General features: G+C 71.9%; 14 protein-coding genes. 12 read left to right on the top strand and 2 right to left on the bottom strand.

Going from position 1 to position 19,913, the window contains the following annotated elements; genetic code table 11:
- Window positions 1–4 precede the first annotated feature (4 nt).
- The 4 genes from nuoL (at window position 5) to recQ (ending at window position 7,461) form a co-directional block, all read left to right on the top strand.
- Complete coding sequence (gene nuoL, locus ACH4DX_RS13945; protein WP_398155175.1) at window positions 5–1,957, top strand: NADH-quinone oxidoreductase subunit L; 1,953 nt, start codon at window positions 5–7, stop codon at window positions 1,955–1,957.
- Window positions 1,958–1,962: 5 nt separating this feature from the next.
- On the top strand, window positions 1,963–3,534 hold the full coding sequence (locus tag ACH4DX_RS13940) for an NADH-quinone oxidoreductase subunit M (RefSeq protein WP_398155174.1): 1,572 nt from the start codon (window positions 1,963–1,965) through the stop codon (window positions 3,532–3,534).
- The gene (nuoN, locus tag ACH4DX_RS13935) at window positions 3,531–5,180 is read left to right on the top strand and encodes an NADH-quinone oxidoreductase subunit NuoN (RefSeq protein WP_398122175.1); all 1,650 of its coding nucleotides are present in this window, start codon (window positions 3,531–3,533) and stop codon (window positions 5,178–5,180) included. Before ACH4DX_RS13940 ends, nuoN begins: the two co-directional genes overlap by 4 nt.
- A gap of 271 nt (window positions 5,181–5,451) precedes the next feature.
- Window positions 5,452–7,461 carry a DNA helicase RecQ gene (gene recQ, locus ACH4DX_RS13930; protein ID WP_398155173.1) on the top strand — a complete coding sequence of 670 codons (2,010 nt, stop codon included), beginning with the start codon at window positions 5,452–5,454 and terminating at the stop codon, window positions 7,459–7,461.
- 202 nt (window positions 7,462–7,663) lie between these two features.
- Here the strand turns inward: recQ and fahA are convergent, their stop codons facing one another.
- On the bottom strand, window positions 7,664–8,911 hold the full coding sequence (gene fahA / locus ACH4DX_RS13925; RefSeq protein ID WP_398155172.1) for a fumarylacetoacetase: 1,248 nt from the start codon (window positions 8,909–8,911) through the stop codon (window positions 7,664–7,666).
- A gap of 288 nt (window positions 8,912–9,199) precedes the next feature.
- On the opposite strand from fahA, the gene ACH4DX_RS13920 reads away from it, so the two are divergent.
- Window positions 9,200–10,450: an FAD-dependent oxidoreductase gene (locus ACH4DX_RS13920; RefSeq protein WP_398155171.1), complete on the top strand. Its 1,251-nt coding sequence runs from the start codon at window positions 9,200–9,202 to the stop codon at window positions 10,448–10,450.
- Window positions 10,451–10,474: 24 nt separating this feature from the next.
- On the opposite strand, the gene ACH4DX_RS13915 is transcribed toward ACH4DX_RS13920, so the two are convergent.
- Window positions 10,475–10,981 (bottom strand): MarR family winged helix-turn-helix transcriptional regulator, encoded by a 507-nt coding sequence (locus ACH4DX_RS13915; protein WP_398122172.1) that lies wholly within the window; start codon window positions 10,979–10,981, stop codon window positions 10,475–10,477.
- Window positions 10,982–11,127: 146 nt separating this feature from the next.
- Between ACH4DX_RS13915 and ACH4DX_RS13910 the strand changes: the two genes are divergently transcribed.
- From ACH4DX_RS13910 to ACH4DX_RS13880, 7 genes are all read left to right on the top strand, one after another.
- Window positions 11,128–12,264: a hypothetical protein gene (locus ACH4DX_RS13910; RefSeq protein WP_398122171.1), complete on the top strand. Its 1,137-nt coding sequence runs from the start codon at window positions 11,128–11,130 to the stop codon at window positions 12,262–12,264.
- Window positions 12,265–12,671: 407 nt separating this feature from the next.
- Window positions 12,672–13,484, top strand: coding sequence for an HAD family hydrolase (locus ACH4DX_RS13905; RefSeq protein ID WP_398122170.1), 813 nt, complete (start codon window positions 12,672–12,674; stop codon window positions 13,482–13,484).
- A 376-nt stretch (window positions 13,485–13,860) separates the two neighbouring features.
- On the top strand, window positions 13,861–14,871 hold the full coding sequence (locus ACH4DX_RS13900; RefSeq protein WP_398155170.1) for a polyprenyl synthetase family protein: 1,011 nt from the start codon (window positions 13,861–13,863) through the stop codon (window positions 14,869–14,871).
- A gap of 678 nt (window positions 14,872–15,549) precedes the next feature.
- Window positions 15,550–15,984 (top strand): DUF3455 domain-containing protein, encoded by a 435-nt coding sequence (locus tag ACH4DX_RS13895; protein WP_398155169.1) that lies wholly within the window; start codon window positions 15,550–15,552, stop codon window positions 15,982–15,984.
- Window positions 15,985–16,370: 386 nt separating this feature from the next.
- Window positions 16,371–17,630, top strand: coding sequence for an outer membrane lipoprotein carrier protein LolA (locus tag ACH4DX_RS13890; RefSeq protein WP_398155168.1), 1,260 nt, complete (start codon window positions 16,371–16,373; stop codon window positions 17,628–17,630).
- A 316-nt stretch (window positions 17,631–17,946) separates the two neighbouring features.
- Complete coding sequence (locus ACH4DX_RS13885) at window positions 17,947–18,912, top strand: ABC transporter ATP-binding protein (RefSeq protein ID WP_398155167.1); 966 nt, start codon at window positions 17,947–17,949, stop codon at window positions 18,910–18,912.
- Window positions 18,899–19,912: an ABC transporter permease gene (locus ACH4DX_RS13880; RefSeq protein WP_398155166.1), complete on the top strand. Its 1,014-nt coding sequence runs from the start codon at window positions 18,899–18,901 to the stop codon at window positions 19,910–19,912. The genes ACH4DX_RS13885 and ACH4DX_RS13880 overlap by 14 nt, the downstream gene beginning before the upstream one ends.
- Window position 19,913 lies beyond the last annotated feature (1 nt).

Genomic DNA, 19,913 nt, shown 5'->3' with positions numbered 1-19,913 from the left:
CACCGTGAACACAGAGAACCTGATTGCGCTGCTCGTGGCGGCGCCTCTGCTCGGAGCGGCCGTCCTGCTGTGCGGCGGCCGGCGCCTCGACCGGGTGGGGCACTGGATCGGCACGCTGCTCTCGGCCCTGTCCTTCGTGATCGGCCTGGTCCTCTTCGCCGACATGCTCGGCGAGGGCGCCGAGGACCGCTCGCTGCACCAGCACCTGTTCAGCTGGATCCCCGTCGAGGGCTTCCAGGCGGACGTGGCCTTCCAGCTGGACCAGCTGTCGATGACGTTCGTCCTGCTGATCTCCGGCGTCGGCACGCTCATCCACCTGTACTCGATCGGGTACATGGAGCACGACGAGCGCCGCCGCCGCTTCTTCGGCTATCTGAACCTCTTCCTCGCGGCGATGCTCCTGCTGGTCCTCGCCGACAACTACCTGCTCCTGTACGTCGGCTGGGAGGGCGTCGGCCTCGCCTCGTATCTCCTGATCGGCTTCTGGCAGCACAAGCCCAGCGCGGCCACCGCGGCCAAGAAGGCCTTCCTGGTCAACCGGGTCGGCGACGTCGGTCTCTCCATCGCCATCATGCTGATGTTCACCACCTTCGGGACGTTCGCCTTCGGGCCCGTCCTGGAGGCCTCCGAGGGCACGAGCGAGGGCAAGCTCACGGCGATCGGCCTGATGCTGCTGCTCGCGGCATGCGGCAAGTCCGCACAGGTGCCGTTGCAGTCCTGGCTCGGGGACGCGATGGAGGGCCCGACCCCGGTCTCGGCCCTGATCCACGCGGCGACGATGGTCACCGCCGGTGTCTATCTCATCGTCCGCTCCGGAGCGATCTTCAACGGCGCCCCGGACGCGCAGCTTGCCGTCACCGTGGTGGGCGCCGTGACGCTCCTGTTCGGTGCGATCGTCGGTTGCGCGAAGGACGACATCAAGAAGGCGCTCGCCGGTTCGACCATGTCGCAGATCGGCTACATGATCCTGGCCGCCGGCCTCGGCCCGATCGGCTACGTCTTCGCGATCATGCACCTGGTGACGCACGGCTTCTTCAAGGCCGGGCTCTTCCTCGGCGCGGGTTCGGTCATGCACGGCATGAACGACGAGGTCGACATGCGCAAGTACGGCGGCCTCAGGAAGTACATGCCGGTGACGTTCGTGACCTTCGGTCTCGGCTATCTCGCGATCATCGGCTTCCCCGGCCTGTCCGGCTTCTTCTCCAAGGACAAGATCATCGAGGCGGCCTTCGCCAAGGGCGGCACGGAGGGCTGGATCCTCGGCTCGGTGGCGCTCCTCGGCGCGGCGATCACGGCGTACTACATGACGCGTGTGATGCTCCTGACCTTCTTCGGAGAGGAGCGTTGGCGGCACCGCGCGACGGCGTCCCCGGAGCAGCCGAGCGCCGAGCCCGCCGCCGAGACGCGCGGCGCGCACTCCGAACCGCATCCGCACGAGTCGCCCAGGTCCATGACGATCCCGATGATCCTGCTCGCCGTGGGATCGGTGTTCGCGGGCGGCTTCTTCAGCATCGGCGACCGCTTCACGCACTGGCTGGAGCCCGTCACGCACCACGACCACGGCGACTCCCCGCTGAGCGCCACCACGGTCACGGGCGCCACCATGGTGGTCCTGGTCGTCGGTGTGACCCTGGCCTGGTTCCAGTACGGCCGCCGCCCGGTCCCCGTCGTCGCCCCGCGCGGCTCGCTGCTCACCCGCGCGGCCCGCAGGGACCTGCTCCAGGACGACTTCAACCACGTGGTCCTCGTGCGCGGCGGCGAGCACCTCACGCGCTCCCTGGTGTACGTCGACCACACCCTGGTGGACGGCGTCGTCAACGGCACGGCGGCCTCGGTCGGCGGGCTCTCCGGGCGGCTGCGGAAGTTGCAGAACGGCTACGCACGCAGTTACGCGGTCTCGATGTTCGGCGGCGCGGCGGTCCTCATCGTCGCGACGCTGCTGATGAGGGCGGTCTGATACCGATGTCCTTTCCTCTGCTCACAGCGACGGCCGCGCTCCCCGCGGTCGGCGCGATCGTCACGGCGGCCGTCCCGGCCGCCCGGCGGACCGCCGCCAAATGGCTCGCGCTGCTCTTCTCACTGGCCACGCTCGTGCTGGCCGTCGTGGTCGCCGTCCGGTTCGACCCGGACGGCGAGCGCTACCAACTGACCGAGTCGCGGTCCTGGATCGCGGACTTCGGAGTGCGGTACGAACTCGGCGTCGACGGCATCGGCGTCGCCCTGATCGCACTCACCGCCCTGCTGATCCCCTTCATCATCCTGGCGGGCTGGCACGACGCCGACGTCCTGGAGACCAAGTCGTCGCGCTGGCGGCCGACCCAGGGGTTCTTCGCCCTGATCCTGGCCGTCGAGGCGATGGTGATCATCTCCTTCGAGGCCACCGACGTCTTCCTCTTCTACATCTTCTTCGAAGCCATGCTCATCCCGATGTACTTCCTCATCGGCGGCTTCGGGGACCGCGCCCACGCGGGCAGCGACGAGAACGCCTCGGCGCAGCGCTCGTACGCGGCCGTGAAGTTCCTGCTCTACAACCTGGCCGGCGGCCTCATCATGCTGGCGGCCGTGATCGGGCTCCATGTGGTCGCAGGGAACTTCTCGCTCCAGGAGATCGCCGAAGCGCGGGCCGACGGTTCGCTGGACATGGCGACCAACACCGAGCGCTGGCTGTTCCTCGGCTTCTTCTTCGCCTTCGCGGTGAAGGCCCCGCTGTGGCCGCTGCACACCTGGCTGCCGAACGCCATGGGCGAGGCCACGGCCCCGGTCGCCGTACTGATCACGGCGGTCGTCGACAAGGTCGGCACGTTCGCGATGCTGCGGTTCTGCCTCGGCCTCTTCCCCGAGGCCAGCAAGTGGGCGACACCGGCGATCCTGGTGCTCGCCCTGATCAGCATCATCTACGGCGCGCTGCTCGCGGTGGGCCAGCGCGACATCAAGCGCCTGGTGGCGTACGCGTCGATCTCGCACTTCGGGTTCATCATCCTCGGCATCTTCGCGATGACGTCCCAGGGGCAGTCCGGCGCCACGCTGTACATGGTCAACCACGGCATCTCCACGGCCGCCCTGATGCTGGTCGCGGGCTTCCTCATCTCGCGCCGGGGTTCGCGCCTGATCGCGGACTACGGAGGGGTGCAGAAGGTGGCACCGGTACTCGCGGGCACCTTCCTGATCGGCGGCCTCGCCACGCTGTCGCTGCCGGGGCTCGCGCCGTTCGTGAGTGAGTTCCTGGTCCTGGTGGGCACGTTCGCGCGCTATCCGGCGGTCGGGATCATCGCGACCCTCGGCATCGTGCTCGCCGCGCTCTACACCCTCGTCCTCTACCAGCGGACGATGACCGGGCCCGTGAAGCCGGAGGTCGCCTCGATGCCCGACCTGAAGGTGCGCGAACTGGCCGTGGTGGCCCCGCTGATCGCGCTCCTGATCGTCCTCGGTGTCTACCCGAAGCCGGTGACCGACCTGGTGAACCCGGCGGTCGAGCACACCATGTCCGACGTCCAGAAGAAGGACCCCAAGCCCGAGGTGGAGGCCGCCAAGTGAGTGCGACAGCCGTCCACAGCCTGTGGACAACGGCGGCCGACCCGATCGACAAGATCGACGCGCCGAAGATCGAGTACGGCCAGCTGGCGCCGACCCTGATCGTCATCGGCGCCGCCGTGCTCGGAGTGCTCATCGAAGCCTTCGTGCCGCGCAAGTTCCGCTACTACGTCCAGCTCTTCGTGTCCGTCGTCGCGCTGACCGCCGCCTTCGCCGCGGTCGTCGCCCTCGCGGCCGGTGACTACGGCACCACGAAGGCCAGGATCGCGGCGATGGGCGCGATCGCGGTCGACGGCCCCGCCCTGTTCCTCCAGGGCACCATTCTGCTCACGGGCCTGGTCGCGATCTTCACCTTCGCCGAGCGCAGGCTCGACCCGGTGGCGCACGGCAACCGCGTCGACTCCTTCGTCGCGCAGGCCGGAGCCGTCCCCGGCAGCGCCGGTGAACAGGCCGCCACCAAGGCCGGGTTCACCACCACCGAGGTGTTCCCGCTGGCGCTGTTCGCCATCGGCGGCATGCTGGTCTTTCCCGCGGCGAACGACCTCCTGACCCTCTTCATCGCCCTGGAGGTCTTCTCGCTGCCGCTGTACCTGCTGTGCGCCCTGGCGCGCCGCAAGCGGCTCATGTCGCAGGAAGCGGCCGTGAAGTACTTCCTCCTCGGCGCCTTCGCCTCCGCGTTCACGCTGTTCGGCATCGCGCTGATCTACGGCTACGCGGGCTCCGTGTCGTACGGCACGGTCGCCAAGGTCGTCGACGGCACGATCACCAGCGTCGACCCGGCCCTCGCGGGCACCATGGGCAACGACGCGCTGCTCCTGATCGGCGCCGCGATGATCGTCATGGGCCTGCTCTTCAAGGTGGGCGCCGTGCCGTTCCACATGTGGACGCCCGACGTCTACCAGGGCGCGCCCACACCGGTCACGGGCTTCATGGCGGCGGCGACGAAGGTGGCCGCGTTCGGCGCCCTCCTGCGCCTGCTGTACGTGGTCCTGCCGGGCCTGCGCTGGGACTGGCGGCCGGTGATGATCGGCGTCGCCGTGGTCACGATGCTGGGCGGCGCGATCGTCGCCATCACCCAGACCGACATCAAGCGGCTCCTCGCCTACTCCTCGATCGCCCACGCGGGCTTCATCCTCGCCGGTGTCATCGCGACCACGGAGGAGGGCATCTCGTCGGTGCTGTTCTACCTGGCCGCGTACTCCTTCGTGACGATCGGCGCCTTCGCGGTGGTCACCCTGGTGCGGGACGCGGGCGGCGAGGCGACGCACCTGTCCAAGTGGGCGGGGCTCGGCCGCCGCTCCCCACTGGTCGCCGCGGTGTTCGCCGTGTTCCTGCTCGCCTTCGCGGGCATCCCGCTGACCTCCGGGTTCTCCGGGAAGTTCGCCGTGTTCAAGGCGGCGGCCGACGGCGGTGCGGGCGCCCTGGTCGTGGTCGGTGTGGTCTCGTCCGCGATCGCCGCGTTCTTCTACATCCGCGTGATCGTCCTGATGTTCTTCAGCGAGCCGAAGGCGGACGGCCCCACGGTCGCCGTCCCGTCGCCGCTGACCATGGCGGCGATCGGCGTGGGGGTGGCGGTGACCCTGGTGCTCGGGGTGGCGCCGCAGTACTTCCTCGACCTGGCGGGAGACGCCGGAGTCTTCGTCCGGTAGGCAGGGCCTCGGCCCGGGGCCCAGGCCTCGCGGGTCCTGTCCGCGTACGGTGCCGCCCGGCACCCCGGCTCCCCGGGGTGCCGGGCGGTGGCGCGTCCGGAAACCGCCCCCGTGCCCGGGGCCGCGACGGCGCATTCGTCACACCGCAGGGGTGAGCCTGTGGATAACTTCGGGGCCTGTCGGCGCGGACCCCTATCGTGGACGCAGTGGTGGAAGCACGCGGTGGTCGAGGCGTGACGTACGGGGCCGGGCGAGGCAGGGGATCGGTGGCATGACTGACATGGATGAGGGCGCGCGTCCGTTCGCGGATCCTTTCGAGGACCCGTTCGGGGAGCCCTTCGGGGAAGAGGATCCGTTCGCGGGCGAGGACCCGTTCACGGGCGGGCAGTCGTCCCCGGCGGCCGGCCCGGGCGGCCGGGCGGCTCCCGGCGTCGCCGCGGCGAGCGGCACCGCCCTCGAGACCCTGCACCGCGTGTTCGGCTATGACTCGTTCCGCGGCGAGCAGGAAGCGATCATCGACCATGTGGTCTCGGGCGGTGACGCCGTGGTCCTCATGCCGACCGGCGGCGGAAAGTCCCTGTGCTATCAGATCCCCGCCCTGGTCAGGCCGGGTACGGGCGTCGTGGTCTCCCCTCTCATCGCCCTCATGCAGGACCAGGTGGACGCACTGCGGGCCCTGGGCGTGCGCGCCGGGTTCATGAACTCCACGCAGGACTTCGACGAGCGCCGGGTCGTGGAGGCCGAGCTGCTCGCGGGCGAGCTCGACGTGCTCTATCTGGCACCGGAGCGGCTGCGCCTCGGCACCACGCTCGACCTGCTCTCGCGGGCCAGGATCTCCGTCTTCGCCATCGACGAGGCCCACTGCGTGGCGCAGTGGGGCCATGACTTCCGCCCCGACTATCTGACCCTGTCCGTCCTCGGCGAGCGCTGGCCGGACGTGCCGCGCATCGCCCTGACGGCGACGGCGACGGACGCCACGCACCGGGAGATCACCCAGCGCCTGGCCATGCCGGACGCCAAGCAGTTCGTGGCGAGCTTCGACCGGCCGAACATCCAGTACCGCATCGTGCCGAAGGCGGACCCCAAGAAGCAGCTCCTCGCCTTCCTGAAGGAGGAGCACGAGGGCGACGCGGGCATCGTCTACTGCCTCTCGCGCAACGCCGTGGAGCGGACCGCCGAGTTCCTCTGTGCCCAGGGCATCGAGGCCGTGCCGTATCACGCGGGCCTCGACAGCGGGACGCGCGCGCTGCACCAGTCGCGGTTCCTGCGGGAGGACGGCCTGGTGGTGGTCGCCACGATCGCCTTCGGCATGGGCATCGACAAGCCCGACGTCCGCTTCGTCGCCCACCTCGACCTGCCCAAGTCGGTCGAGGGGTACTACCAGGAGACGGGTCGCGCCGGCCGCGACGGCATGCCCTCCACGGCCTGGATGGCGTACGGCCTCCAGGACGTGGTCCAGCAGCGCAAGCTGATCCAGGGCAGCGAGGGCGACGAGGCGTTCCGGCGCAGAGCCGCCGCCCACCTGGACGCCATGCTGGCGCTCTGCGAGACCGTCCAGTGCCGCCGCGCCCAGCTCCTGACCTACTTCGGCCAGGACCCCACGGCCGACTCCTGCGGCAACTGCGACACCTGCCTCACCCCGCCGGAGACCTGGGACGGCACGGTGGCCGCGCAGAAGGTCCTGTCGACGATCGTGCGGTTGCAGCGGGAGCGCGGCCAGAAGTTCGGCGCGGGCCAGATCATCGACATCCTGCTCGGCCGCAGAACCGCCAAGATCATCCAGTTCGACCACGACCAGCTGTCGGTCTTCGGCATCGGCGAGGAGCTGGGAGAGGGCGAATGGCGGGGCGTGGTGCGGCAGCTGCTCGCCCAGGGGCTCCTCGCCGTCGAGGGGGAGTACGGCACGCTGGTGCTCACCGAGGCGAGCGGCACCGTCCTCGGCCGCCGGCGCGAGGTGCCGCTGCGCAAGGAGCCCAAGAAGGCGGCGGTCGCGCGGTCCGGGGCGAAGGGCGAGCGCAAGGCGCGGGCGGCCGCGGCGGTGGCGGAGCTGCCCGAGGAGGCCGTGCCGGTGTTCGAGGCGCTGCGGGCGTGGCGGGCCGCGCAGGCGCGGGAGCAGGGGGTTCCGGCCTACGTCATCTTCCATGACGCGACGCTGCGGGAGATCGCGACGGCGCGGCCCGCCTCCGTCGGGGAGCTGGGGGGCATCGGCGGGGTCGGCGAGAAGAAGTTGGTCACGTACGGGGAGGGTGTGCTGGAGGTGGTCGCGGGGACGGGGGAGTAGGGCCTCGCGGTGCGCCCCGGCCCCGCCCCTCCTGCGCTCTGGTCCCGCCCCTTCTCCGCAACCGGGGGCTGCCGCCCCTTGGTCCCCCGCTCCCTGGTCCCTTGCCTTCGGCGCTCCGCGCCTTGTCCTGGATCGCCGGACGGGTTGGAGACAGCCCCTCCGGCGATCCAGGAGCGGGGGTCCGGGAGCGGAGCCCCAATCCTCAGCCCCGCGTAGCCGCGATCCGGCCCGTGACCTCGCCGAGGCCCACCCGGGTCCCGCTGGGGCCGGGGGCCCACGCGGTCATCGTGACGACATCGCCGTCCTCCAGGAACGTGCGCTTGCCGTCGGGGAGTTCGAGCGGATCGCGCCCGTTCCAGGTCAGCTCGATGAGGGAGCCGAACTGCTCGGGGGAGGGGCCGCTGACGGTGCCGGAGCCGTAGAGGTCACCGGTGCGGAGCGAGGCGCCGTTGGCGGTCATGTGGGCGAGCTGCTGCGCGGCGGTCCAGTAGACGGTGGAGAAGGGGGGTTCGGAGATGACGTGCCCGTTGAGGGAGACGGTGATGCGGAGGTCGTAGCCGCCGGGCTCGTCCGCGACGGACTCGGCGGAGTCGTCGAGGTAGGGGAGCAGGGGCTCGGTGCGCGCGGGCGGGGTGACGCGGGCGGCGTCCAGGGCCTCGAGCGGGGTGACCCAGGCAGAGACGGAGGTGGCGAAGGACTTGCCGAGGAACGGGCCGAGCGGGACGTACTCCCAGGCCTGGAGGTCGCGGGCCGACCAGTCGTTGAGGAGGCAGAGACCGAAGACGTGCTCGCGGAAGTCGGCGAGCGGTACGGGGGTGCCGAGCGTGGAGGGAGCGCCGACGACGAAGCCGACCTCTGCCTCGATGTCGAGCTTGACCGAGGGGCCGAAGACGGGCTCCGTGTCCGTGGGCGCCTTGCGCTGACCGGCGGGGCGCACCACGTCCGTGCCGGAGACCACGACGGTGCCGGAGCGGCCGTGGTAACCGATGGGCAGGTGCTTCCAGTTGGGGGTGAGCGGGGTCGGCGCGTCCGGGCGGAACATCCGGCCGAGGTTCGACGCGTGGTGCTCGGAGGCGTAGAAGTCGACGTAGTCCGCGACCTCGAAGGGCAGGTGCAGGGTGACGTCGGACAGGGGGTGGAGCAGCGGGCGGACGACGTCGCGGTGCGCGGGGACCGTCACCCAGGCGGTGAGGGCCCGGCGGACGTCGCTCCAGGTGCGGCGTCCCGCGGCGAGCAGCGGGCCCAGGGTGGGCTGGGCGAGCAGCGAGACGTAGGGCGAGCCGAGGGCGGCGGCGGCCGCTCCCGCGTCGAGGACGTACGAGCCGAGCCGGACACCGACCCGCCGTCCTTCCGAGGCGGCGGACCCGGCCGGGGTGAAGACCCCGTAGGGAAGGTTGTGCGGGCCGAAGGGGTCGCCCTCGGAGAGGTCGAGCGGGTTCTGCTCGGACATGCGTGCCTGCCTCGCTTTCCAATCTGGGTGCAGCACACGTTACGTGGGAAGCCGCGGTTGGGGCAGTGCCTGAAGAGTTCGTTATGTCCGGGCGGAGCTCGGGTGGAACGTCCCGCTCCTGCCGGCGTCCACGGCGGGGCGACCGTCGCGGCGGCGCGAGCGCGAGCACGGACATGAGCACAGGCACGAGCACGAGCACGAGCACGGATACGAGCAGGAGTACGAAGTGACGGTGCGCCGTGCGTGGGTACGGCATACATGACGTCCCGGGGGGAGGGGGAGGACCGCGTGCATCGACCGAACAAGCGGGTGGACGGCAACAGGCCGGTGGTCGGCAACGGGCCGGTGGTCGTCATAGGTGCCGGGCCGTACGGTCTGTCCGCCGCCGCGCATCTGCGGGCCCGGGGTCTGCCGGTGCGCGTGTTCGGGGAATCCATGGTGAGCTGGCGCGAGCACATGCCCGCGGGCCTGCTCCTCACGTCGACGCCCGCCGCGTCGAACATCGACGCGCCGCAGCGTGGCCACACCCTCCTCGACTACTGCGACGCCGCGGGCCTGCCGCGGCCCGCCACGGACGAGGACATCGTCCCGGCCGAGACGTTCGCCGGGTACGGGCAGTGGTTCCAGGAGCAGCTCGTGCCGGACCTGGAGCAGGTGCGGGTGGTGTCCGTCGACCAGCGTCCCGGCGGGGGCTTCGAGGTGAAGCTGGACTCCGGGGAGCAGCTCGCGGCCCGCGCGGTCGTGGTCGCCACCGGCCTGACAGGACTGGAGTGGCTGCCGTTCGAGCTGGCCGCGGCCGTGCCGGACGGGCCCTCGCCCGCGGGACCCATGTCGCACAGCGCGCAGCACCGCGACCTCACGCGCTACGCGGGCTGCGAACTGCTCGTCGTCGGCGCGGGGCAGTCCGCGCTGGAGACCGCGGTGCTCACGGCGGAGGCGGGCGCGCGCGTGCGGGTCGTCGCCCGCGGCCGGGGTTCCGTGGCGTTCGGCGGGACGCCGTGGAACCAGCCCCGGCTGCGCCCGGCGTCGCCCTTCGGCCGGGCGTGGTCGCTGTACGCGCTGAGCCGGTACGCCGAGGGCTACCGCCATCTGCCCGCCGCGGCACGGCACTCCCTCGACCGCCGCGTCCTCGGCCCGGTCGGCGCCTGGTGGCTCCAGGAGCGGTACGAGGGGAAGGTCGAGACCCACGAGGTGCGGCGCGTCGTCACGGCGGAGACGCGCGGCGGCCGCCCCGTCCTCACCGTCGAGACCCTGGACCGCCGACCGCAGATGCTCGCCGCCGACCACGTCGTCGCCGCGACGGGGTACCGCGTCGACCTCGCCGCCCTCAGCTTCCTCGGCCACGGTCTGCGCGCCCGCCTCGCCGTCAGCCGCGGCACGCCCGAGCTGGGCGCGGGCTGTGCCTCCTCGATGCCGGGCCTGTACTTCACGGGTGTGCTGGCCGGGTCCTCGTACGGCCCGGTGATGCGGTTCGTGTGCGGCACGGAGTTCGCCTCACCGCGGCTCGCGGGGCACTTGGCGGCGGCACACGGGACGTGAGGGGCGGGCAGCCGCCCCCGGCCCTCAGCCCTGGACCTCCCGCACCCACGCCCTGAGCCCCGCCACGAACCCCTCCCGGTGCTCGGCGGGCAGCCCCGCGAGGGCGCGCAGGAGCGGCTCGCCCCGGCGGACGACGAACGCTTCGAGCAGCGGGCGGTACTCCTCGACCAGGGACACGAGGACCCGGCGGCGGTTGGTCTCGTCCGGGGTGCGGGTGACGATGCCGGCCCGTGCCAGGCCGCCGACCAGCTCGCTCGCGGTGGGCAGGGAGACGTGGAGCCGGGTGGCGATGCCGCCGACCGTCAGCGGTGCGTCGGCCGCGAGGAGCTGGGGCAGCACGGCGCCGTGGCGCGGGGTGAGGCCCTCGCTCTCCATCGCCGTACGCAGCCGCTCGGGCATCAGCCCGCTCACCACCGCCCCGCGGAAGTAGGGCTCGAGCAGCGGCACGAGTCCCACGATCCGGATCTCGTCGGCGGTGGGGCTCCCCCCGAGGTGCTCGGGCGACCGTCCTGGCTCTTGCGCGCTCTGCATGCCGCGAGTGTAGTTTGTTTGGAGTTCCAAACTGTTTGGTTCAGTGAAGTGTCATGAAGTGTCATCGGGCGAGTTCTCGGAACCGCCCTCGGGCGCGTTCCCGGACCTGTTCCCGTAAGTGTTCTCGTACGGAAGGTGTGTGCGGCATGCCGTCGATCAGCTACCACGACGCCGTCAACGACGCGTTGGAACGACTCGAAGACCTCGGCTACGAACGTGGAGTCGGTGTCGACCTCGCCAATCACGGCCCGATGGGGGCCGAGGCGGTCGCGGTGCTCGGGCACGGCGACGAGGTCGCCCGCTGGGTCCGCCGCTACCGGCGCGCGCTCGACCACCACGAGCCCCCTGCGGCGCGCTTCGCCCTCGACCCCGCCGACGAGACGTCGTGGCGGCCCGCCCTCGGGGACTTCGGCCGCGCCGGTGACTGGGAGGAGTTGTTCGCGCGCGAACTCGCCGACGCCGCCTGGCGCGACGTCCTCGCGCGCTGGTGGCCGCGGCTGATCCCCGGCCTGTTCGCCGGTCTCACGCACGGCCTGATCCGGACGGCGCACGCGGTGCGCGGTCTGGACGCGGCCGGGGACGCCCCGACCCGGTTGCAGCTCGACGAGCTGGCCAGGGGGCTCGCGTACTGGGCCGCGCGCCACCACGAGCTGCCCGGCGCCCCCGCCCTGCGCGGCCCCCACGCCGTGCCCGCGGCCGTCGCCGCGCTGCCGCGCGTGCCCCTGGACGGTCCGCGCGGCCCGGCCGCCGCCCGCGGCCGCCTGGACAGCCTCGACCGACTCCCCGGCTACACCGACTCGTTGGAGTGGCTGGCGCCGCGCCCGGCGGCGCGGCTGCTGGGCGACATGACGTTGCAGTTCGCCGACGTCTACCTGGGGCACCCCGAGGTCTTCCCGGTCCCGCTCGTCCACGGCGTCACCGCACCCGCCGCCGCGCGCCTGGTCCTGCCGCACCTGCCCCCGGAGTTGTACGAGCCGACGCTCGCCCGGCTGTGGCAGGTGCAGTCGGCCTTCCTGCTCGCCTTCACCGCGGACCGCCGGGACGAGGGCACGACGGCCTGGCGGGCCGAGACGGACGGGACGCCACCGCTCGACGAACTCGGCGCCCGCGCCGTCGAGCACGGCGACGAACACGTCATCAAGTTCACGGAGGCCTGCCTGCGGGAGTACGCGCTGCGCCCCGACCCCCGCTACCCGGCGGCCGCGTACGCCGCGCAGTGCCGCATTCCGCGGCTGGCGGAGGGCGGCGGGGTGGGGGTCGTGGCGGCGGGAGCCACGGACTAGGGCTCGTCCCGTGGCGTCCGGGGTTCGGTGTCCGCGGTAGCCGTGGTGCCCGCGCTGCCTGCGGTGCCTGCGGTGCCTGCGCTGCCGCGCTGCCCGCGGTGCCCGCGGTGCCTGCGCTGCCCGCGGTGGCGCGGACCCGGCCGACGCGTGTCGGGGCGGCACGGGCACGGCCGGGAGTGCGGGGGCGCGCGGAGCCCGTCCGTTCCCACCCGGTCCGGGACCGCCTCGTTCCGGTGAAACAGGAGCGTGCCCTCACGCGCGGCGCCCTTGTGCGCCCTGGGCGCGCGTCCCCGTACGTATGAGGGCCCGCAACCCGCTGTCTGCCGGAGTGCGCCGGGCGCGCCCCAACCGTCACAGCTCCTGTCACACGGCTTACCGTGCGGCCTCAGATCCGTATTCTTCGGATCATGGCCGCTCCCCTCGCATATGCCCTCATCGCCACTGACCTGGACGGAACCCTGCTGCGCTGTGACGACACGGTTTCCGACCGGTCGCGCAGGGCGTTGGCCGCCGCGAGCGAGGGCGGAGCACGGCACCTCGTCGTGACCGGACGCCCCGCGCCCCGCGTGCGCCCGCTCCTGGAAGAGCTCGACTACGACGGCCTCGCGGTGTGCGGGCAGGGAGCGCAGCTGTACGACGTGGGCAGCGGCCGCATGGTGTGGTCGGTGACCCTGGAGCGGGAGCTCGCGGAGGTCGCGCTCGGGAAGATCGAGGCCGAGGTCGGGCAGGTGTTCGCCGCGGTCGACCAGGACGGCGTCGACGGTCTGACGCTGATCGAGCCCGGGTACGAGATGCCGCACCCGACGCTGCCCGCGGTACGGGTGCCCCGGCGCGAGGTGCTGTGGGAGGAGCCGATCAGCAAGGTGCTGCTGCGGCACCCCGCACTCGCGGACGACGAGTTGGCGGCGGTGGCCCGGGGCGCGGTGGAGTCCCTCGCGACCGTGACGATGTCCGGTCCAGGCACGGTGGAGCTCCAGCCGTGCGGCGTGACGAAGGCGACCGGCCTCGCGCTCGCGGCGGAGCGGATGGGGATCGGGGCCGCCCGGACGATCGCCTTCGGGGACATGCCGAACGACATCCCGATGTTCGCCTGGGCCGCGCACGGTGTGGCCATGGCCAACGCTCATCAGGAACTCAAGGCGGTGGCGGACGAGTTGACGGCCTCCAACGAGGAGGACGGCATCGCGGTGGTGCTCGAACGGCTGCTGGCGTACGGATGATGCGGTCCGCGGCCCGTGTGCCGCATGGGAATCCTGGCCGGAAACAGGCGCGGAACGGGTGTCTGAGCGGATGCCGTCGCGGGAAGCCGTACCACCGACCGGTCCCGCGGCGTCCAGCGGCCCGTCGGGAACCCCACCCGGAAGGGGCGCGTCACTCCCGCCATGTGGGGCACATCATCCATGGTGGACCATTTCGGTCATTCCATGTCTATCGGTCAGGCTGGTCTCCTCTGCCCGGGCAGGCGCTGGCTGTGATCGAAAGGCGACCGGATACGCTGACTTGAGTGATGGCAGCGACACATCGACAAACCGTGTCATCGGCGAATGATCGACCGAGTGATCGACTTGTGATCGTCAGCAGACAGGAGAACCCCTCGTGACCGTCGTCGGGCCCTTCGGGCTGAGCGTGCGGGACCAGGCTCTCGAAGCCGATGTCCAGGCCGGGTTGACGGCTGTCGAGGAGGGCCTGCTCGAGGCCACCAAGAGCGAGGTCCCCTTCATCACCGAGGCCGCGCAGCACCTCGTGCGGGCCGGCGGCAAACGTTTTCGGCCACTCCTGGTGATGCTCACGGCCCAGTTCGGTGACCCGTACGCGCCCGGAGTGGTGCCGTCCGCCGTGGTCGTGGAGCTGACGCACCTCGCGACGCTGTACCACGACGACGTGATGGACGAGGCCGATGTGCGCCGGGGCGTGGCGAGCGCCAACCAGCGCTGGGGCAACTCCGTGGCGGTCCTCACCGGCGACTTCCTGTTCGCGCGCGCGTCCCACACGCTCGCCGACCTCGGCCCCGAGGCCGTCCGCGTCCAGGCCGAGGCGTTCGAGCGGCTCGTCACCGGGCAGATCCTGGAGACGGCGGGCCCCTCCGACGGGCGCGACCCCGTCGACCACTACCTGGAAGTGCTCGCCGGGAAGACCGGTTCACTGGTCGCCGTCGCCTGCCGGTTCGGCGCGATGATGTCGGGCGCCGACGAGGCCGTCGTGGACGTGCTCACGCAGTACGGGGAGCGGCTCGGGGTCGCCTTCCAGCTCGCCGACGACGTACTGGACATCGCGTCCGAGTCGACCGAGTCCGGCAAGACGCCGGGCACCGACCTGCGCGAGGGCATTCCCACGCTGCCGGTCCTGCGGCTGCGGGAGCGCGTGGCGCGCCTCGGGCTCGCGGAGGACGTCGCGCTCTGCGAGCTGCTCGACTCCGACCTCACGGACGACGCGCGGCACGCGGAGGCGCTGACCCGGCTGCGGGCGCACCCGGCCCTCGAACAGGCCCGCAGGGACACGGTGCGCTACGCCGAGGAGGCGCGGGCCGCGCTGGCCCCGCTGCCCGAGTGCGACGCCAAGGCGTCCCTCGTGGAGCTGTGCGACCTCGTCGTGCACCGGGCCGGCTGAGCCCTCGGCGCCATCGACGGCCTCTCGATCGGCGGTGCCCTCGTAGTCAGCGGCGCCCTCGCCGCCATTGGTGCTCTCGCCGCCCTCGACGCCGTCGCGCGGCCACTGCGGCTCCCGACGGGACGCGGAGCGCGGGATGCGAAGCGTGGGACGCGCCGAGCGTGGGACGCGCCGAGCGGGCAGGCGTGACGCATGTCACAAGCGGAGTTCGGGACTGGATTGAGTCCAGACTCGGATCCGTTCCGTACCTCTGCTCGTAAGCCGACGCAGGGGCGTCGGCGTCGAACGGGGAGACGTCGATCATGGGCACGACCGACTCAGCGGCCACCGCCACGACCACCGTGACCGACTCCGCCACCGCTGACGCCACCACCGTGACCGACTCGGTCACGGCCACCGCCACGGCCACCGCGACGAACTCGTCGAGCACCTCCGCCGCGCGCGGCCGCCGTAGCCGGACGCGGCTCCTCGCAGGCATGGGCACCCGCGCGGTCGCCGCTGCCGCCGGTGTCGCCGCCGTCACCCTGCCCGCGTCGGCGGACAGCGGCAGCACGGCAACGGCAGGAGCGGCAGGCAGCGCCCGCAGCGCCCTCTTCGCGGCGAGTCTGAACGGTGCCAACGAGGTGCCCGTACCCGGCGGCCCGGCCGTCGGCGACAAGGACGGGCTTTCAGGCGTCCGTGGTCGAGGGCAGGCAGATCTACCAGTGCAGGAAGGCCACGGACGGCTCCGGTCGCTTCACCTTCCAGCAGCGCGACGTCCGGGCGACGCTCGGCGTCCGCGTCGTCCACGACTTCGTCACGCCGAACTCCGGTACGCCGCGCTGGGTCGCGCCCGACCGTAGCGGCGTCACCGGGACCCTGATCTCCAGGACGGACCACGGCAAAGAGAACATCGCCGAACTGGACCTGAAGGCGGAGCAGGTGGGCCGGGGGCGCGGCCTGCTCGCGGACACGGCCGAGATCCTGCGGCTCAACACCGTCGGCGGAGTGCAGCCTTCGGGCACCTGCAAGCCGGGAAAGCCCGGGAAGCCGGGGAAGCCCGGGAAGCCGGGGAAGCCGAGCGGCATCGTGTCGGTGCCGTACGACGCGGACTACGTGTTCGTCAGCCGCTGAACCGGCCCCCGAGCCAGCGCTGAACCGGCCCCCGAGCCAGCGCTGAGCCGGGCCCCGAGCCGGCGCTGAGCCGAGCCCCGTGCCAGGCATGAGACCACGTGACGTACGTGCGTACCTCCCCCGTAACGCACCGATCGTCACCATCCCGGGCGGCGCCTCCCCTTACGGGACGGGGGAGGCGCCGCCTCTTCTTGTCATCCCTGAGCAGTAGGCGCAGTTGCTCCCGGGGTCTGACGCTTCCCGCTGGCCGATTTGGTCGGATGGAGACAGCCGAAGACAGGCGCGGACAACCACTCCTGACCAATTCGGGTGAGAATGGCGGCGCGGGGTGGACGAGTGCACGCGAGGAAAGAACGCCGCCGCCGACCACGGAGGTAAGGCAGACAATGGCACCGTACGAACCGGAGCAGGACTCCAATGAGGCAGGGGAGCTCAGGGCGGGTCGCCGCAAGGCGGTGCGCTATGTCGTCCCGCTCGCGGTGGCCGGGGTGGCCGCGGCGACCATCGGGCTCGTCCCGGCGCTCGCCACGTCGGGTGACCCGGACCTGCCGGACATCACCGCCCAGGAACTCATCGAGAAGATAGCCGCGTCGGACACGCAGCAGCTCTCCGGCACGGTGAAGATCAGCACGGACCTGGGCCTGCCGTCGTTCGCCTCGGGCATGACCGGCTCCTTCGCGCCGGGCGCCGGGGGTGCCGGGGGCGGCGACGAGGACGGTGGCGACGGCAAGGGCTCGGCCGCCGACCCCTCGGCCAAGCTGATGGAACTGGCCACCGGCACGCACACGCTGCGGGTCGCGGCCGACGGCCCGGACCGGCAGAAGCTGTCGATCCTCGACGACGCCGCCGAGTACAGCCTGATCCACAACGGCGACGACGTGTGGGCCTACGACAGCGCGTCGAACGAGGCGTACCACTCCAAGGACGGCGGCAAGGCGGGCGAGGGCGCCGGCGGGCACGGCGGCAAGGACCTGCCGAAGCGCGTTCCCGCCACGCCCGAGGACTTCGCCGAGCAGGCGCTGAAGGCCGTCGACAAGTCGACGTCGGTGAAGGTCGACGGCAGCGCGCAGGTGGCGGGCCGTGACGCCTACCGCCTGGTCATCGAGCCGAAGGCCGCCGGTTCGACGGTCGGCCGGATCACCGTCGCGGTGGACGCGAAGACGGGGACGCCGCTGAAGTTCACGCTGTCCCCGGCCGGAGGCGGCTCCGCCGTCGTCGACGCGGGCTTCACGAAGGTCGACTTCGGCAAGCCCGCCGCGTCCACCTTCGACTTCGAGCCCGCGAAGGGCACGAAGGTCACCGAGGAGGGCGACGGCAACGACACGTCCCTGCACGAGGGCGGCAAGGACTCCAGGGACTTCAAGGGCGCGGAGCCCGGCGTGAACGTCATCGGCGAGGGCTGGACGTCGATTGCCGAGCTGAAGCTGCCCGGCGGCCGGGGCCTGCCCACCTCGGCGTCCGACGACGTACCGCAGGAGGCCGCGAAGTTCCTCGACTCCCTCGGCGACAAGGTGAAGGGCGACTTCGGCTCGGGCACGGTCTTCAAGACCCGCCTGGTCAACGCGCTGATCACCGACGACGGCACGGCGTACGTGGGCGCGGTCACCAAGGACGCGCTGGTGAAGGCGGCGAACGCGGCGCGGTAGCGCCGGACGCGAGCGGTGACGGACCGGCGGCGGATCCGGGGTGCCGAGCAGCAGGGCACCCCGGATCCGCCGTACGGCGATCAGCCGCCGTCCGACGGGAACAGGCGGACAGACGGGGAAGAAGGAACAGTACGAACGCGGAGACGGACGCGGGAACGGACGCGGGAACGAACGCGGGAACGAACGCTGAAACGGACGCGGGAACGAACGCGGAGACGGACGCGGAGACGCACGCGGGAACGAACAGAGCAGAGCGAACGCGGAACACACACAGGGAACGGCGGGCCTCGGGCAGCCGGGCCGACGGGAGGTACGGGTGCCGAGCACCAGCGGGGACCGCACGGGGGACCGCACGGCCGACGTGATCGAGACGTCCGGGCTCACCAAGCGCTACGGCAAGCACCTGGCCGTGGACCACCTCGACCTCACCGTGCCCCGCGGCAGCGTCTTCGGTTTCCTCGGCCCCAACGGCTCCGGCAAGACCACGACGATCCGCATGCTGATGGGCCTGATCGAGCCGACTTCCGGACGGGCCAAGGTCCTCGGCCGCCCCATGCCGCACGACGGCCGCAAGGTCCTGCCGCGCGTGGGCGCGCTCATCGAGGGCCCGGCGCTCTACGGCTTCCTGTCGGGCCGCGACAACCTCCTGCGCTACGACTCCGCCGACCCGACCGCCGACCCCCGCACCCGGCGCGCCCGCGCCGGGGCCGCTCTCGACCGGGTCGGCCTGACCGCCGCCGCGGGCAAGAAGGCCAAGGCGTACTCCCTGGGCATGAAGCAGCGCCTCGGCCTCGCCGCCGCCCTGTTGCAGCCGCGTGAGCTGCTCGTCCTTGACGAGCCCACCAACGGCCTCGACCCGCAGGGCATGCGGGAGATCCGCTCCCTCGTGCGGGAGCTGGCGTCGGACGGCACCACCGTCTTCCTGTCCTCGCACCTCCTCGACGAGATCGAGCAGGTCTGCTCGCACGCGGCCGTGATGACCCGGGGCCGGCTGATCACCCAGGGTCCCGTCGCGGAGCTCGCCGCGGGCGCGCGCGGGCGGCTCGTCGTGGCGACTCCGGACACCGGGGACGCGGCCCGTGTGCTCAAGGAACTCGGCGTGGCCGACCTGGTGGTCGCCGACGACCGGGTCACGGGCGAGCCACCCGGCACGGAACTCGCCGATGTGAACGCCGCACTGGTCGAGGCGGGCGTGCGCGTCCGCGGCTTCGGCGTCGAACGGGCCTCCTTGGAGGACGCGTTCGTCGCCCTGACGGGAGAGGGTTTCGATGTCGCGGGCTGAGGTGGCCGGGCCGGACGGGCGGGCAGGCGCCGAGACGGACGGGCCGGACGGGCGGGCGGCGGCGGGCGCGGGCACAGGACCGGGCACAAGGCCCGGCCCAGAACCGGGCACAGGGCCGGGAAGCGCGCCGGGAAGCGGTGGACGGCCCGTGCGTCTCGCCTGGACCTTCGGCCTGCTCCGCAGCGAGCTGTCCCTCACCTTCCGCCGCTGGCGCACCCTCGCGCTGCTCGCGGTGCTCGCCGCCGTGCCCGTGCTCGTCGGCGTCGCGGTCAGGATCGAGACGAGCGACGGCGGTTCGGTGGGCGGCGGGGGACCCGACGGCGGAGGCGGCCCCGCGTTCATCGCGCAGGTCACCAACAACGGCCTCTTCCTCGTCTTCACGGCGCTGGCCGCGACGCTGCCGTTCTTCCTGCCGATGGCGATCGGCGTCGTCTCCGGGGACGCGATCGCGGGCGAGGCGAGCGCGGGAACACTGCGCTACCTCCTCGTCGCACCCGCGGGCCGCACCCGCCTCCTGCTCGCCAAGTACGCGAGCACGCTGGCGTTCTGCCTGGTCGCGACGCTGGTCGTGGCGACATCCGCGCTCGCGGTGGGAGCGCTGCTCTTCCCGCTCGGCGAGGTCACCACGATCTCCGGAACCCGGATCGGCTTCACGGACGGACTGCTGCGCGCCCTGCTGATCGCCCTGGTCGTGGCCGCCTCACTGATCGGCGTGGCGGCCCTCGGCCTGTTCGTGTCGACGCTCACGAGCAGCGGCATCGCCGCCATGGCGACCACCGTCGGCCTGCTCATCACCGTCCAGATCGTCGACCAGATCCCCCAGCTGCACGCGGTCCACCCGTATCTGTTCTCGCACTACTGGCTGTCCTTCGCCGACCTGATGCGCGAACCCGTCTACTGGGACGACCTGGTGAAGAACCTCGGCCTCCAGGCGCTGTACGCAGGGGTGTTCGGTTCGGCGGCCTGGGCGCGGTTCGGGGCGAAGGACATCGCCTCGTAGC

The sequence above is a fragment of the Streptomyces sp. NPDC017940 genome (assembly GCF_044328435.1).
Classification (GTDB): Bacteria; Actinomycetota; Actinomycetes; order Streptomycetales; family Streptomycetaceae; genus Streptomyces.
The sequence above is the reverse complement of the archived record's forward strand: the minus strand, read 5'-3'. Positions and strand labels throughout refer to the sequence as shown.

Coding starts and splice junctions, on each gene's coding strand:
- ACH4DX_RS13890 (WP_398155168.1), top strand. CDS start 16,371: ATGGCACCGTACGAACCGGAGCAGGACTCCAATGAGGCAGGGGAGCTC.
- ACH4DX_RS13910 (WP_398122171.1), top strand. CDS start 11,128: ATGCCGTCGATCAGCTACCACGACGCCGTCAACGACGCGTTGGAACGA.
- ACH4DX_RS13915 (WP_398122172.1), bottom strand. CDS start 10,981: ATGCAGAGCGCGCAAGAGCCAGGACGGTCGCCCGAGCACCTCGGGGGG.
- ACH4DX_RS13905 (WP_398122170.1), top strand. CDS start 12,672: ATGGCCGCTCCCCTCGCATATGCCCTCATCGCCACTGACCTGGACGGA.
- ACH4DX_RS13880 (WP_398155166.1), top strand. CDS start 18,899: ATGTCGCGGGCTGAGGTGGCCGGGCCGGACGGGCGGGCAGGCGCCGAG.
- ACH4DX_RS13940 (WP_398155174.1), top strand. CDS start 1,963: ATGTCCTTTCCTCTGCTCACAGCGACGGCCGCGCTCCCCGCGGTCGGC.
- fahA (WP_398155172.1), bottom strand. CDS start 8,911: ATGTCCGAGCAGAACCCGCTCGACCTCTCCGAGGGCGACCCCTTCGGC.
- recQ (WP_398155173.1), top strand. CDS start 5,452: ATGACTGACATGGATGAGGGCGCGCGTCCGTTCGCGGATCCTTTCGAG.